This window comes from Sagittula sp. NFXS13 (assembly GCF_040148795.1).
GTDB classification, from domain to species: Bacteria; Pseudomonadota; Alphaproteobacteria; order Rhodobacterales; family Rhodobacteraceae; genus Sagittula; species Sagittula marina.
In genome coordinates this window covers 525,180-539,351 of record NZ_JAGEMH010000001.1, presented here as the reverse complement: position 1 = coordinate 539,351, position 14,172 = coordinate 525,180, and the positions used below count along the sequence as shown (strand labels likewise).

The following is a 14,172-nucleotide window of genomic DNA, read 5'->3' as shown; positions in this document are numbered from 1 at the left end:
TATGTTCCGCGACGAACGTGCAGGAGCCTCCCATGTCGCAAGACCCACTCGTCATTTTCACCCCCTCCGGCAAGCGCGGGCGCTTTGCGGTTGGCACGCCTGTGCTCACTGCCGCGCGGAAGCTGGGTGTGGACCTGGATTCCGTCTGTGGTGGGCGCGGGATTTGTTCGAAATGTCAGGTACAGCCGTCTTATGGTGACTTTTCGAAACATGGGGTCACTGTTGCCGATGACGCCCTGTCGCAGGTCAACGCCGTTGAAGACCGCTATGACCGTGTGCGGGGACTGAAGCCGGGGCGACGTCTGGGCTGTCAGGCAACGGTACAGCGCGACGTGGTGATCGACGTGCCGGCGGAGAGCCAGGTTCACCGGCAAGTGGTGCGCAAGGCGGCCTCGGCCAAGCCGATCATCATGGATCCGGCAACACGGCTCTATTACATCGAAGTGGCCGAACCGGACATGCATGATCCCACGGGCGATTTGCAGCGCATCAAACACGCGCTGGCCACGCAGTGGGAGATACCAGACGTCACTCTGTCGCCTGCCTTGCTGCCCGTGTTGCAAAAGGTGCTCCGCAAAGGCGGTTTCAAGATCACCGTGGCCTTGCACAAGACAAATGCGACTGCGGCCCCGCAGATCATCGCATTGTGGCCCGGGCTCCATGAAAGCGGCCTGTACGGGCTGGCGATCGACCTGGGGTCGACCACCGTTGCGGCGCATCTGGTGGACCTCGACACCGGGGAAGTGAAGGCATCCGCCGGGATCATGAACCCGCAGATCCGCTTTGGCGAAGACCTCATGTCGCGTGTGTCCTACGCCATGATGAACCCCGGCGGCGAGGTCGAGATGACCCGCGCGGTGCGCGAGGCCATCGACCAATTGGCCCAGGACATCGCGGCTGATGCAGAGGTGGACACCAGCCTCATCCTCGAGACGGTGTTTGTCTGCAACCCCGTCATGCACCACCTGTTGCTGGGCATTGATCCCGTGGAATTGGGTCAGGCGCCCTTTGCCCTGGCGACTTCGGATGCGCTGTCCCTGACCGCACGTGATCTGGCGCTGACCGCCCTGCCCGCGGCCAGCCAGATCTATATCCTGCCCTGCATCGCGGGCCACGTCGGGGCCGATGCGGCTGCCGTAGCCCTGTCCGAGCAGCCCGGGCAACAGGAGGAGCTGACGCTCGTGGTCGACGTGGGCACCAACGCCGAGATCCTGCTTGGCGACACCACACGCGTGCTCGCCTGCTCCTCGCCCACCGGGCCCGCTTTCGAGGGGGCGCAGATCAGCTCTGGCCAGCGGGCCGCACCCGGTGCGATCGAGGCCATTCGCATCGATCCCGCCACCCGCGAACCACGCTTTCGTGTCATCGGCTGCGACCTTTGGTCGGATCAGGAGGGCTTTGCCGAGGCCACCACGGCAACCGGGATCACCGGGATCTGCGGCTCCGGCATCATCGAGGCCGTGGCAGAAATGCGCATTGCCGGGTTGCTCGATCCATCCGGCCTGATCGGCTCGGCGGAGAAGACCGGGTCCGACCGATGCCTCGCCACGGGCCGCACCCACGAATACCTGATCTTCGACGGCACCGCCGAGGGCGGCCCGAAGATCACCGTCACCCAAGGGGACATCCGCGCCATTCAGCTGGCCAAATCGGCGCTCTATGCTGGCGCGCGTCTGCTGATGGACACCCGTGGCACCGATACGGTGGACAAGGTCGTGCTGGCAGGCGCCTTTGGCGCGCATATTTCGCCGCTGCACGCCATGGTGCTGGGCATGATCCCGGATGTGCCGCTTGAAAAAGTGACCAGCGCGGGCAATGCCGCCGGTCACGGCGCCCGCATTGCCCTGTGTTCGCTGGCCGCGCGCCGCGAAGTGGAAACCATGGTGAAGCAGATCACCAAGGTTGAAACGGCGATTGAGCCGAAATTCCAGGAGCATTTTGTCAACGCCAATGCGATTCCGCATGCGACGGACCCGTTTCCGAACCTGCTGACCCATGTGACGCTGCCGGATGTCAGCTTCAACAGCAACGGCGAGGACTCGGGCGGGCGTCGCAGACGGCGGCGTTAACTGTTTTCGAAGCGGGCGGCGCCGCGTAGCTGACGCACCTTGCGCTGCTCGCATCGCGGGCGTGCCGCTGCTCGGGACCACATCCATGTTTCTGGCCAACTGGTTTCCCATATCTCGCCGTTTTGTGCGCGCGCGACTGACCCATTCGGGTCTCGCCCGCGCTCACACCCGCATTGATGCCACGGTTCACGAACTGGCGGATCACCTGATGAACCACCATGCGAATGATATGATCGACGTTCCTATGTCCCCGCTGCCCGCCTTTCACGTGACGGCCTGAAACGCTGCCGTACCAGATCTCAGAATGCGGGTGCGCGCCGAAGCGCCTGCCAACGCTCCCTGCTTTGCCGCGATTTGTCGTCAAAACACGCCTAATGTTTGGCGATCGCGGTGATTGCCCTCAATCTTCGAACAGTTCGGATTGGCCTTCCCCGGCCTCCAGAGCATCTGCGTCGTCTTCGTCCTGTCCCGTTGCGGCCAACGGCGAGGGTCGATTGTCCAGCAACCCAGCCGCGCGCAAATCGGCAAGGCCGGGCAGATCGCGCGCCGATTCCAATCCAAAGTGGTCGAGGAAAGCCTGCGTGACCACAAAGGTCACCGGCCGCCCGGGGGTCATGCGGCGGCGACCAAAACGGATCCAGTCCATCTCCAGCAGTTGATCGACCGTGCCACGAGATACGGCGACACCACGGATTTCCTCGATCTCGGCGCGGGTGACCGGCTGGTGATAGGCGATGATCGCCAGTGTTTCGACCGCCGCACGGGACAGCTTGCGTGTCTCCGTCACTTCGCGCTGCATCAGATAGCCCAGATCGGCTGCGGTGCGGAACGCCCAGGCGTCGCCCACACGCACCACCTGCACCCCGCGTCCCTCGTACCGCTTGCGCAAGGAGACCAGCGCTTCTGCCGGATCGGACCCGTGGGGCATCCGGTCGCCCAACTCCTTGACGGTCACAGGGTCCACCGTCGCAAAGAGGATCGCTTCGACCATGCGCTCCTGCTCCGCCATGACCGGCGGCTCGAACAGGCTGTCGCGTGGGGCATTGTCCGTATCACTCATCGCGTGTCTCCGTCCGGCGCAACTGGATCGGGGCAAACAGATCCTCTTGCCGGATTTCCAGATGCCCTTCCTTTACCAATTGCAGGGAGGCCGCAAAAGTCGCTGCGGTGGCAGACCGCCACATGCCTTCTTCCTCGCCCCAACCAACCGGAAGGTATGAGGAAATATCCGTCCACGTTCCGGCAAACCCGATCATGCCCCGCATCCGCTCCAGCGCTTGTTCCATGGTAAATACCTTGTCGCGATCCATGACAAAGGGCCGAAACTCATCGCGCGTGCGCAGCCGGGCATAGCCTTGCATCAGGTCCAGAAGCGTCGCGGTGTAGACTACCTTGCGGGTGCGCTCCATCTCCTCCGGCAGGCCTCTGGCAAAGAAGTCGCGCCCCATCTGGTCGCGCGCCATCAGCTTGGCGGCTGCCTCGCGCATGGCTTGCAACCGCTCCAGTTGGTAGGCCAGATGCGCGGCAAGCTCTTCGCCGGAGGGGCCGTCTTCTTCCGGATCGGGGGGCAACAGCAGGCGTGATTTCAAAAATGCCAGCCACGCGGCCATCACCAGATAATCCGCCGCCAGTTCGATGCGCAGCGTCTTTGCCTTGTCCACGAACGCCAGATACTGCTGCGCCAACGCCAACACGCTGATCTGCCGCAGGTCAACCTTTTGCGTCCGTGCCATGTTCAGCAGCAGATCCAGCGGACCCTCAAAGCCGTCCACATCCACGACCAAAGCCTCCGCCGCCATCCGATCGGCGACAGAGATAGGCTCTTGCGGCTCTGGCTCTTGATCCTCGGCCATATGGCCCTTTCGCGGGTTGCGAGCGGTCAGGGATCGCTCAGGCGATCAAGCCGTCTAATTCCGCATTGAGCGCGTCAATGTCAACATCGTCGGGCGCGCGCCGGGCCGCCAGCGCGGCCTCTGCGCGGGTCTGCGCCGCATCCGACATCTCTCCACAGCGCTCCCACAGGCCGCGCATCTCGCCCATGTCGCCATGGCAGTGCAAGACCACATCACATCCCGCCGCCAGTGCCGCGGCACCGCGTTCCTGGATAGTGCCGCAGAGCGCTTCCATGTTGATGTCGTCTGTCATCAGAAGCCCGTCAAAGCCGATCTGCTGGCGGATCAGTTCCACCATGACCGGCGAAATCGTCGCCGGACGCGGGTCGATCTGTTCGAACACCAGATGCGCCGACATGGCGAGCGGCACATCCTTCAACGCCCCAAAGGCTGCGAAATCCACCGCGTCCAGATCAGAGCGCGCAGCCCCCACACGCGGCAATTCCTTGTGGCTGTCCAGCGTGCCAAGCCCGTGCCCCGGCATATGTTTCATCACCGGCAGCACGCCCCCGGCCAGCAGTCCATCCACCACCGCGCGCCCGTGCCGAACCACGGTGTCCACGTCCGTGCCGTAACAGCGGTTGCGCAAAATGGCGTGTGTCTCATGGCGGGCCACGTCGAGTGTCGGGATGCAATTGCCATCAATGCCAAGCGCCCGCAGCTCATGCGCGATGATCCGGGCCCGCAGGTAAAACGCCCGCGCGCCGAGCGAGACATCCTCCAGCGGCGGACGAAACTCTCGCGCCAGCGGCGGACGCAGACGCTGCACCCGCCCGCCTTCCTGATCGATGAAAATCGGCGCGTCATGGCCCGCCGCATGCCGCATCTCGTCACACAGCGCGCCGATCTGGTCCGCGTCGCTCAGGTTTCGACCAAACAGGATGAACCCAAACGGCCGCGCCTCGGCAAAAAAGCGTTTTTCGTCTTCGTTCAGCCGCTCCCCGACGCAGCCAAAGATGGCCGCGCCAAAGCGGCTCATCGTGTGACCACCGGGATGCAATCAACCTTTTCCGCCACGAAGGCCGCGCAGAACCGGCGCGCATCGGCCAGGTCGACAAACCCTTCGGCACGAAGACGGAAGAAGGTGCGTCCGCCGGATTGCGCCTTCTGGATCACGCGGCCCTTCCCGTCGAGGAATTGACCAAAGCGCGCCTCCAGCCGGGTCCATTCGCCGCGCGCGGTCTCGGCGCTGTCAAAGGCACCGATCTGCACGAGGCGGGTGCCCGTGGGCAGAGAGGCCGGATCAATCTCGCGCGTGGCGCTGGCCGCTGCCGCGACCGTGGCCGCATCCACCGGCCCCATGGAGGCAACCTGCATCCCCGAAGGACGCACACGCGGCCGCAACGAGCGTCGGATTCCCGGGCCCGCAAACGGTGTGCTGTCGACGATTTCGTCGTCCTCGGCCTCTGCCCCGGCAGAGCTGACATCCTGCGCATCCGCAAAGGGCGAGTCGGCACTCGGTTCATACTCTTTCAACGGCGACAGAGGCTCGTTTTCAGCCGCAATCTGTGCCGCAAGCGTCATGATCGCATCGTCCTCCGGCGATGCCGCCGTGGTGGAGGTCGAGATCTCGACTTGCTCAGATGGCTCTTCGATCGGCTCCATCGAACCGGCGGCCACATCCTCGGCGGCCAATCCGGCAGGAACAGGCGCCAGCAACAACTGGTCCGCCGGTCCTTCGGTTGCGCCCAGGCCCGCCACCACGTTCACCGCCAGACCTTGATGGTCCGCCAGCGTGCCGCCAGGATCCTTGGGCGCCACACGCATGGGGCCGGCAACCGCCTGCACCACGGGCACGCCGCTGACATCCCGCGCCAAGACACCGTAGCCCCAGACGCCAACGCCCACGACCAAAGCCAGCGACGCCGCAGCGCCCGCCACATTCGTCAACGATACAGGTCTTCCGACACTGTGAGATACGGGGGCACGATACCCCCTATCATAGGTGTAATCCGCCATCTCTGCCTCGTCTTCCCCCGTCGGATACATGCCCGAAAGGTGGTTCTGCTCGTGTAGACGCCCCGGGGCGCGCTTTATTTCAGCGCATTTCCTCGACCGGAGTCACGCCCAAGATACCAAGGCCGGCGGAAATCACAACCGCCGTGGCGCGTGCCAGTGCGATTTTTGACTGTGTTGCCTGAGGTGTGTCCTGAATGAACCGCAAGGACGGCGTGTCGTTGCCCGCGTTCCACAGCCCATGCAGGTCTGCGGCGAGTTCCGAGAGGTAAGTCGCGATGCGATGCGGCTCATGGGTGCGCGCCGCGATTTCCACCAGACGCGGCCATTCCGCCAGCTTTCCCACCAGGGCCAGCTCGGAGGCGTGGGTCAGACCTGACAGATCCTGCTGCGCCAATGTGGCGTCCGACACGTCGATGCCCTCGGCGCGTGCCTTGCGCAGCACGGAACAAATCCGCGCATGGGCATATTGCACGTAGAACACCGGGTTTTCCTTGGACTGTTCCACCACCTTGTCAAAGTCGAAGTCCAGCGGCGCATCGGATTTCCGCGTCAGCATGTGAAAGCGCGCGACATCGGGTCCGACCATGTCCACCAGATCCCGCAGGGTGATAAACGTCCCGGCCCGCTTCGACATCTTGAAGGGTTCGCCGTTCTTGAACAGCTTCACCAGCTGGATCAGCTTGATATCCAGCGGCACGCGGTCATCGGACAGCGCCTTGACCACGGCCTTCAGCCGCTTGACGTAGCCGCCGTGATCCGCCCCGAAGACGTCGATCAGCAGGTCATAGCCGCGCTGCACCTTGTCATAGTGGTAGGCGATATCGGGCGCGAAATAGGCCCATGACCCATCGGATTTGGCCACGGGGCGATCCTCGTCATCGCCAAAGTCGGTGGATTTGAACAGCCACTGCTCGCGCTCTTCCCAATCCTCATCGGCCTTGCCCTTCGGCTTGGGCAACGTGCCTCTGTACACCAGTCCGTCTTGCTTGAGCCGGTCAATGATCTCTTCGATCCGGCCGGTGCCATACAGCGACTTCTCGGAAAAGAAGCGGTCCATCTTCACGCCAAGCGCGCCAAGATCGTCACGGATCAGGTCCATCATCGCGTCGGTGGCAAAGACGCGCACATCCGCCAGCCAGACGTCTTCGGGCTGGTCAAGGTAATCCTCCCCGACCTTATTCTTAAGCGCAGCGCCCACGTCTTTCAGGTAGTCGCCGGGATAGGTGCCATCGGGGAATTCCACATCCTGCCCGTGTGCCTCCAGGTAGCGCAAGTAGACCGACCGTGCGAGGACATCGACCTGCGCGCCGCCATCGTTGATGTAATACTCACGCGTCACGTCATAGCCCGCATAGGCCAGCAGCGATGCCATGGCATCGCCAACAATCGCGCCACGCGCGTGCCCCACGTGCATCGGCCCTGTGGGGTTGGCGGAAACATATTCGACGTTGACCTTCTCGCCCTGCCCCATGTCAGAGCGGCCAAAGGCGGTTCCGGCGGTCAGCACCATGCCCGGCACGCCCTGCCAGACGGCCTGCTCCAACCGCAGGTTAAGGAACCCCGGCCCGGCCACCTCTGCCGTTGCAATGCGGTCGTCGGCCACCAGCTTGGCGGCCAACGCCTCGGCAATATCGCGCGGCTTCAGCTTGGCCGGTTTGGCCAATACCATGGCAGCATTGGTCGCCATATCCCCATGCAAGGGATCTCGCGGCGGCTCCGTTGTGACGGCGGCGGTGTTCAAGCCCTCGGGCAAGACACCATCGCGGGTCAGATCAGCAATCGCGTCGAGGACAACGGCACGGATATCGGCAAAGAGGTTCATCGGTCAGCTCCAAAGATTGCGCCTCCTGTACCATGCCCGCCGCCGGATTCAACCGGTCGCAGGCCCGCCCTTGCTGCTGACCGGCGCGGCGTTGCCCTGCCCGGCCACCCTGGCGGCTTTCGCCTCCTTGGCCTCGTCGCCATTCTTGCGTTCGGCGCGGGCCGGTCCGATGGACAGGATCTTCATCCCTTCACGGTCAGACGGATCTTCCCCGGGATCGAGAAAGTGCAAACGCCCGCCCGGTCCCAGCTCGGCAAGTGCAATGGCATCCGGCAGCTGCTTGCGCCACTGCTCCAGCCGCCATTCCTCAGACAGGGTCGACACACGGAACTCATGCTCGCCCGCGATCTGCGCGTTGGCCTCCATGAAGGTCAGCTCCTGCGCCAGGGCCCGACCGCCCAGCGTCGCCGGCAAGGCGTGGCGCGAGCTCGCCTGCTTGACCCGCTTCAACTGAAACACGTTCTCGCGGCCGAACTCCGGCGCAAGGTCGGTGGCCACCAGCGTGTTGTAGGGGTCGTTTTCCGAGGCGCAGATCAGCTTTTCATAGGCCATCAGCTCGACCCGCTCCTCCGCCGCCTCAGACAGGATATCGCCAAAGAAAGTCGGCACGCCTGCATCGCGCGCGTTGCGCAGACGGGCGTGGTTGGTATCGGCGATCATCACCGGCAGTTCCATCTTCTCCAACGCCTTGGCCAGCTCCACCGACCAGCGCGACCCGCCAAGGATCAGCACCCCGGGCTTTTCGCCCGCGCTCAGACCCAAGGCACGGGCGAAGGGAGACAGCGTAAACCCGTGCAGGACCACCGTCGCCGCCACAAGAACAAAGGCCAGCGGCGCAATGCGCTCCGCATCCGTGATGCCAAGCCCCGCAAGACGGTCCCCGAACAATCCCGCAACAGCCACCAGAACCACGCCACGCGGCCCGGTAAAGGCCACGAGAAACCGTTCCTTCCACGGCACATTGGTCAGCGCGAGCGCGATCAACACCGGCAAGGGCCGCGCAATCAGGATCACCGCCGCCACAAAGACCAGCGCGCGCCAGTCCAGGATCATCAGCCGCTCGAACGACATGCCAGCCGCCAGCAGGATGAAGACGCCCGACACCAACAGCACTGTTGCGTGCTCCTTGAAGCGGTAGAGCTCGGTAAAGGACGGCAGCCCGGCGTTTGCGATCCAGATCCCCATCAGCGTCACGGCCAGCAGGCCGCTTTCATGCAGGACCGAATCTGACAGCGCGAAAACGCCAAGCAAAACAACGAACAAGACCGGGACCTTCATGTACTCCGGCACCCAGCCGCGCTTGAACGCCGTGGCCATCCCCCAACCTGCGGCAAGGCCCAGAACCGTCGCAATACCGATCCCGATCGCCAGCTGCTGGACCGCATGGCCCGCGCCGGTGGCGGTCTGCAGGACGACGACCACCTCGAACGCAAGGACGGCGGCCAGCGCGCCGACCGGATCGTTGACGATCGCTTCCCACTGCAACAGCGCGGCGGGGCGGCGCGACAGCTTGGCTTGACGCAGCAGCGGCGCAATCACCGTCGGCCCGGTGACGATCATGATACCGCCAAACACCGCGGAGGATTCCCAGCTCAATCCGGCCACGAAATGCAGTGCACAGGCCGAGGCCAGCCAGCCCAGGGGTCCGCCGATGAACACCAGCCGCCGCACGCCTTTGGCCGCGTCGCTGAGCGAGTGGAAATCCAGCGTCAAACCGCCCTCAAAAAGGATAATGGCCACCGCGATGGCGATCATGGGTTGCAGCATGTCACCGAATTGCGCCGCCGGGTCCAACACGCCAAGAACCGGCCCGACGATCAGCCCCGCCGCCAGCATCAGCACGATGGCCGGCAGCCTTAGCCGCCACGCGATCCACTGCCCGCCGACGCCAAGCGCCCCAACCAGTGCAAAGGCAAGGACCGGGTCCAAAACGCCCGCCGCCGTTTCCGCTGTTGCCATGTCACTCTCCAAAAGTCATCTGACTGCACTTAGGTCTGTTCCGGTGTCCAGTCGACAGCGGAAACGCTTTTAGTGCCACAGCAAACAAGATTACGCGCGGCGCACATCAGATTTACGGCGAGGTCACCGCCGCGAAAGCGGCGTTTCCCCCAATCCGTCAAGAATATCGCGCCCGGTCAGTTCGGCATGGTGTTGCAAGGCAAACCGGTCCGTCATGCCCGCGACATAATCCGCCACCAGCCGTGCAAGCGCCGCCTGCCCCTGCGCCCGCGCCACATCGCCTTGCCAACGCTGCGGCAACAGCGACGGGTCCGCCATGTAGATCGGGAACAGCTCGTTAAGCGCCTGGTTCACCCGCTCCCGCACCGCCATCACGTTGGGCGCACGATACATCCGCGTGAACAGAAAATGCCGGATCTCTTTCAGCTCGGCAAAGCGCCTGTCGGAAAAGGCGATCACCGGTCGCCCGAGGTCGCGGATCTCCTGCGACGATTGTGCGCCGCTCTCCGTCAACAATTGCCGCGACGTGTCGATCAAATCCACGACCATGATCCCGAACACCCGCCGCAGCGCCTCATGCCGGCGCCGATACGGGTCGGTGTCGGGATAGAGCCGGTCCACCTCGGCATAAGATTCCGCCACCATCGGCAGGTCGCGGATCTCCCCCTCGGTGAAAAGCCCTGCGCGAAGACCGTCGTGTAAGTCATGGTTATTGTACGCAATATCGTCAGACAGCGCCGCCACCTGCGCCTCTGCACTCGCATGGGTGTGCAGCTCTAGGTCGTGCTTGCGGTTATATTCCGACAGCGCGTAGGGAATGTCGCCCACCACCGGTCCATTATGCTTTGCGATCCCTTCGAGCGTGTCCCATGTCAGGTTCAGACCGTCGAATTCCGCATAGTGGCGTTCCAGCGAGGTCACGATCCGCACCGTCTGCGCATTGTGATCGAAGCCACCGTAGGGCGTCATCAGCGCATCCAGCGCGTCCTCGCCGGTGTGGCCAAAAGGCGTGTGGCCAAGGTCATGCGCCAGGGCCACGGCCTCCGCCAGATCCACATCCAACCCCAGAGTGTTGGAGATCGTCCGCGCCACCTGTGCCACCTCGATGGAATGGGTCAGCCGCGTGCGGTAGAAATCACCCTCGTGTTCGACAAAGACCTGCGTCTTGTGCTTCAACCGCCGAAAGGCGCTGGAATGGATAATGCGGTCCCGATCCCGTTGAAAACACGACCGATGCGCGCTTTCGTCTTCGGGAAACAGCCGCCCACGCGACTGCGAGGGGTCACATGCGAATGTCTCGCTCATGCGGTGTGCCTTCGGCTGATGTCTTTCGCCGCACCTCATAGCTGTCGCGGGTTAAGGAAACAACCGCAGCGGTTGGAACTGCACGATCCCTTGTCCCGCGCGCCGGGATTCCCTACATAAAGGGTCAGTTGAAAAGGATCACACCCATGAACCTGCCCCCCTCCGTGACACCACGCGCCTTTGAACGCCTCTCCGAAATTGGCGCGGCCGATCAGGGTATGGCCCTGCGCGTCGCAGTCGAAGGCGGCGGCTGCTCCGGCTTTCAATACGACATCAAGCTCGACGCACCGGGCGCCGACGATCTGGTGATCGCCGAAGGCACCGAAAAGGTCGTTGTCGATCCGATCTCCCTGCCCTTCCTCGCCGGTGCCGTGATCGACTTCGCCGACGAGCTGATCGGCGCGCGCTTCACCATCGAGAACCCGAACGCCACCAGCTCCTGCGGCTGCGGCACGTCTTTCTCCATCTGACCGAAGCGAAGGCATCGCGGCGGCTTGACCTTCGTGGCCAAACGCGGTCTCCCTGCGCCGACCTGACAGCGAACCGAGGCCGCCCATGAAAATCGCCACATTCAACATCAACGGCATCAAGGCCCGGCTCGAAACCTTTACCTCGTGGCTCGAATCCGCGCAGCCCGACGTGGTCCTCTGCCAGGAGATCAAGTCCGTTGACGAGGCCTTTCCCCGCCAACCGATCGAAGACCTCGGCTACAACGTGGAAACCCACGGCCAGAAGGGCTTCAACGGCGTGGCCATCGTCTCCAAGCTGCCGTTGGAGGACATTTCCCGCGGCCTGCCCGGTGATGACAGCGACGAACAGGCCCGCTGGATCGAGGCCACCGTGGTTGGAGATCACACCGCCGTGCGCCTGTGCGGCTTGTACCTGCCCAACGGCAACCCGGTCGATTTCGACGCCGACGGTCAGCCGATCCGCGACGGCAAATACGGCTACAAACTCGACTGGATGGACCGTCTGCACGCCCGTGCCAAGGTCCTGATGGACGAAGAAATGCCCGCTCTCATGGGCGGTGATTACAACATCATTCCGCAGTCAGAGGACGCCGCAAATCCCAAAGCATGGGAGAAAGACGCGCTGTTCCTGCCCACCTCGCGGCAAGCCTTTCGCGCCATCCTGAACGAAGGCTTCACCGAAGCCTTCCGCGCCCGCACGCAAGCGCCCGGCCACTATTCCTTCTGGGATTATCAAGCCAACAGCTGGGAGCGCAACAATGGCATCCGCATCGACCATTTCCTGCTGACGCCGCAATGTGCCGACCTGATGACCGACTGCTGGATCGAAAAAGACGTGCGCGCCATGACCAAGCCCTCCGACCACGTGCCGGTCTGGATCGAACTGGACGCCTGACACGCCGCCGCTGCCCGTAAGCGGGACGATTCTCCCGTGGTGCGCGCGGCTGTGCCCGCTTCGCACCTTGAACCCCCGCGCCGAAACCCCTAATTTCTGACCAAAGACCTCAGTAAACAGGGACCTCGCCATATGCCGATCCACGCTCAGGACCTCGAAGCCCTGCTCCGCCAGTCCTTTCCCGACGCCAAGATCGCGGTCGAAGGCGATGACGGAGTTCACATGTCCGCCATGGTGATCGACGAAAGCTTTCGTGGCAAAAACCGTGTGCAGCAACAGCGTGCCGTCTACGCCGCGCTGAAGGGCAAGATGGACGGCAACTCTGCCGAACTCCACGCGCTCGCGCTCACCACCAAAGCGCCGGACTGAGACCACTCATGGGCTTCCTCTCGGACACATGGCCATTTTTCGGGGCAATGGCCCTTGTCGGTGTTATCATATGGGGCGCCCTGCAACCCTACATCCGCCAAGACCGCAAACGGCGGCAGGCTCAGGAGAACCAAGATGACTGACACGAAAACCCGTATCGAAGACACCGTAAAGACCAACGACGTTGTGCTTTTCATGAAGGGCAACAAGCAGATGCCGCAGTGTGGTTTCTCGCAGCGCGTCGCCGGTGTGCTGAACTACATGGGCGTGGATTTCCACGACGTGAACGTGCTCGCGGACGAGGACATCCGCCAGGGAATCAAGACCTATTCCGATTGGCCCACCATCCCGCAGCTTTATGTCAAAGGTGAATTCGTCGGCGGCTGTGACATCATCACGGAGATGACCCTGTCCGGCGAACTCGACACGCTCTTTACCGATAACGGCATCTCCTTCAACCAGGACGCCGCCGACAAGATCCGCGAAGCCAACGGCTAAGCCGGCCTGCGCTGATTTTCCAAAAACGACACGGGGCGGGAGAATTCCCGCCCTTTTCAATTTCGTGGGCCGTCTGGGCGCACAACCTGATTTTCACAGTAAGCGGCCGAATTTTTGCGAAGGCTGGTAAGCGGTTACGCCGGCCTTCACCGCGCAGTTCACGTTTCACTCACATCGTTTTCACGCAGAAGCAGTGCTATTTACGATCTCCCGAATGCAATTTTCGCCTGATCCGTGTAGCGATAGACTCACGTTTCATTCATTCCATTTCAGGATATCGATATGCTTTCATTTGCATTGCGCGGCCTTGGCCGCACCCTCATTCTATTGTCATTTGTGACGGCCATCGCCTCGCCCACATTTGCACAGGACACGCCGGACCCAAAGGATCCGGAAGCCACAAGCCCCTGCGACACCGTCCGCGCCGAATTGACCAAGGTCACCGCCGCAATCGTCGAAAACGAGGCGCAACGATCTACTGTTTGCGGAGAGATGCGTCTGTGCAAGCAGGACGCCAGACTGTCCAAGCGCACGTGCAAGATGGATGCACGCACCGCCAAATTCGCCTGTATCCAGGATTGCAGGACATTGTCCGGACGGGACAAACGCGTGTGCAAGCGCCAGTGCCGCAACGAGAAACGCATGGCCCGCTTCGATTGCCGCAGGATCAAATCCGAAGCAGTGCTGGAGTGCCGCGAAGAAAACACCGAATGCCGCACGCTACGCCGGGAGATGGTGACACTCAGCTTTCAGGCCGCCGCGTTGAGCGAAGACCTTTACGCCTGCATCAATGAACTCCAGGAGCCGGCGAACGAAGCTGACAAAGAAGATATGGAAGACGCACGCTCATTAGACCGATAACAAGCGCGACGACCAAACACGCGAGACCGTCTTTTTTGGCGGTCTCGTTATCATTTGTACGGGCGAAGCCGTC

At 62.8% G+C, this 14,172-nt stretch carries 14 protein-coding genes; 7 read left to right on the top strand and 7 right to left on the bottom strand.

Annotated features, from left to right (window positions below):
* Window positions 1-32 precede the first annotated feature (32 nt).
* On the top strand, window positions 33-2,069 hold the full coding sequence (locus tag J4E08_RS02555; RefSeq protein ID WP_349537169.1) for an ASKHA domain-containing protein: 2,037 nt from the start codon (window positions 33-35) through the stop codon (window positions 2,067-2,069).
* Window positions 2,070-2,154: 85 nt separating this feature from the next.
* Window positions 2,155-2,349 carry a hypothetical protein gene (locus J4E08_RS02550; protein ID WP_349537168.1) on the top strand — a complete coding sequence of 65 codons (195 nt, stop codon included), beginning with the start codon at window positions 2,155-2,157 and terminating at the stop codon, window positions 2,347-2,349.
* A gap of 120 nt (window positions 2,350-2,469) precedes the next feature.
* On the opposite strand, the gene scpB is transcribed toward J4E08_RS02550, so the two are convergent.
* The 7 genes from scpB to J4E08_RS02515 all read right to left on the bottom strand — a co-directional run bounded on the left by scpB (window position 2,470) and on the right by J4E08_RS02515 (window position 11,006).
* Window positions 2,470-3,129 (bottom strand): SMC-Scp complex subunit ScpB, encoded by a 660-nt coding sequence (gene scpB / locus J4E08_RS02545; protein WP_349537167.1) that lies wholly within the window; start codon window positions 3,127-3,129, stop codon window positions 2,470-2,472.
* A complete protein-coding gene (locus tag J4E08_RS02540; protein WP_349537166.1) occupies window positions 3,122-3,922 on the bottom strand; it encodes a segregation and condensation protein A in 801 nt (266 codons plus the stop codon). Before J4E08_RS02540 ends, scpB begins: the two co-directional genes overlap by 8 nt.
* A 37-nt stretch (window positions 3,923-3,959) precedes the next feature.
* Entirely contained in the window at window positions 3,960-4,940 is a 981-nt protein-coding gene (locus tag J4E08_RS02535) for a glycoside hydrolase family 3 N-terminal domain-containing protein (RefSeq protein WP_349537165.1), read from the bottom strand.
* The gene (locus J4E08_RS02530; protein ID WP_349537450.1) at window positions 4,937-5,842 is read right to left on the bottom strand and encodes an SPOR domain-containing protein; all 906 of its coding nucleotides are present in this window, start codon (window positions 5,840-5,842) and stop codon (window positions 4,937-4,939) included. Before J4E08_RS02530 ends, J4E08_RS02535 begins: the two co-directional genes overlap by 4 nt.
* 157 nt (window positions 5,843-5,999) lie before the next feature.
* Window positions 6,000-7,742: an arginine--tRNA ligase gene (argS, locus tag J4E08_RS02525; protein ID WP_349537164.1), complete on the bottom strand. Its 1,743-nt coding sequence runs from the start codon at window positions 7,740-7,742 to the stop codon at window positions 6,000-6,002.
* 48 nt (window positions 7,743-7,790) lie between these two features.
* A complete protein-coding gene (locus tag J4E08_RS02520; RefSeq protein WP_349537163.1) occupies window positions 7,791-9,701 on the bottom strand; it encodes a cation:proton antiporter in 1,911 nt (636 codons plus the stop codon).
* Between the two features lie 123 nt (window positions 9,702-9,824).
* Window positions 9,825-11,006 carry a deoxyguanosinetriphosphate triphosphohydrolase gene (locus J4E08_RS02515; RefSeq protein ID WP_349537162.1) on the bottom strand — a complete coding sequence of 394 codons (1,182 nt, stop codon included), beginning with the start codon at window positions 11,004-11,006 and terminating at the stop codon, window positions 9,825-9,827.
* Between the two features lie 146 nt (window positions 11,007-11,152).
* Here J4E08_RS02515 and J4E08_RS02510 point away from each other — a divergent pair, with 146 nt between their 5' ends.
* The 5 genes from J4E08_RS02510 to J4E08_RS02490 all read left to right on the top strand — a co-directional run bounded on the left by J4E08_RS02510 (window position 11,153) and on the right by J4E08_RS02490 (window position 14,099).
* The gene (locus J4E08_RS02510) at window positions 11,153-11,476 is read left to right on the top strand and encodes a HesB/IscA family protein (protein WP_183964277.1); all 324 of its coding nucleotides are present in this window, start codon (window positions 11,153-11,155) and stop codon (window positions 11,474-11,476) included.
* An 85-nt stretch (window positions 11,477-11,561) separates the two neighbouring features.
* On the top strand, window positions 11,562-12,371 hold the full coding sequence (xth, locus tag J4E08_RS02505) for an exodeoxyribonuclease III (protein WP_349537161.1): 810 nt from the start codon (window positions 11,562-11,564) through the stop codon (window positions 12,369-12,371).
* Between the two features lie 132 nt (window positions 12,372-12,503).
* Complete coding sequence (locus J4E08_RS02500; RefSeq protein ID WP_183964275.1) at window positions 12,504-12,740, top strand: BolA/IbaG family iron-sulfur metabolism protein; 237 nt, start codon at window positions 12,504-12,506, stop codon at window positions 12,738-12,740.
* A gap of 135 nt (window positions 12,741-12,875) precedes the next feature.
* Window positions 12,876-13,238, top strand: a complete 363-nt coding sequence (grxD, locus tag J4E08_RS02495) for a Grx4 family monothiol glutaredoxin (protein WP_183964274.1) — start codon at window positions 12,876-12,878, stop codon at window positions 13,236-13,238.
* 282 nt (window positions 13,239-13,520) lie between these two features.
* Window positions 13,521-14,099 carry a hypothetical protein gene (locus J4E08_RS02490; RefSeq protein ID WP_349537160.1) on the top strand — a complete coding sequence of 193 codons (579 nt, stop codon included), beginning with the start codon at window positions 13,521-13,523 and terminating at the stop codon, window positions 14,097-14,099.
* Window positions 14,100-14,172 lie beyond the last annotated feature (73 nt).

What these genes read in the sequence shown, in the direction of transcription:
- J4E08_RS02555 (WP_349537169.1), top strand. Translation starts at nt 33, where the DNA reads ATGTCGCAAGACCCACTCGTCATTTTCACCCCCTCCGGCAAGCGCGGG.
- J4E08_RS02550 (WP_349537168.1), top strand. Translation starts at nt 2,155, where the DNA reads ATGTTTCTGGCCAACTGGTTTCCCATATCTCGCCGTTTTGTGCGCGCG.
- scpB (WP_349537167.1), bottom strand. Translation starts at nt 3,129, where the DNA reads ATGAGTGATACGGACAATGCCCCACGCGACAGCCTGTTCGAGCCGCCG.
- J4E08_RS02540 (WP_349537166.1), bottom strand. Translation starts at nt 3,922, where the DNA reads ATGGCCGAGGATCAAGAGCCAGAGCCGCAAGAGCCTATCTCTGTCGCC.
- J4E08_RS02535 (WP_349537165.1), bottom strand. Translation starts at nt 4,940, where the DNA reads ATGAGCCGCTTTGGCGCGGCCATCTTTGGCTGCGTCGGGGAGCGGCTG.
- argS (WP_349537164.1), bottom strand. Translation starts at nt 7,742, where the DNA reads ATGAACCTCTTTGCCGATATCCGTGCCGTTGTCCTCGACGCGATTGCT.
- J4E08_RS02520 (WP_349537163.1), bottom strand. Translation starts at nt 9,701, where the DNA reads ATGGCAACAGCGGAAACGGCGGCGGGCGTTTTGGACCCGGTCCTTGCC.
- J4E08_RS02515 (WP_349537162.1), bottom strand. Translation starts at nt 11,006, where the DNA reads ATGAGCGAGACATTCGCATGTGACCCCTCGCAGTCGCGTGGGCGGCTG.
- J4E08_RS02510 (WP_183964277.1), top strand. Translation starts at nt 11,153, where the DNA reads ATGAACCTGCCCCCCTCCGTGACACCACGCGCCTTTGAACGCCTCTCC.
- xth (WP_349537161.1), top strand. Translation starts at nt 11,562, where the DNA reads ATGAAAATCGCCACATTCAACATCAACGGCATCAAGGCCCGGCTCGAA.
- J4E08_RS02500 (WP_183964275.1), top strand. Translation starts at nt 12,504, where the DNA reads ATGCCGATCCACGCTCAGGACCTCGAAGCCCTGCTCCGCCAGTCCTTT.
- grxD (WP_183964274.1), top strand. Translation starts at nt 12,876, where the DNA reads ATGACTGACACGAAAACCCGTATCGAAGACACCGTAAAGACCAACGAC.
- J4E08_RS02490 (WP_349537160.1), top strand. Translation starts at nt 13,521, where the DNA reads ATGCTTTCATTTGCATTGCGCGGCCTTGGCCGCACCCTCATTCTATTG.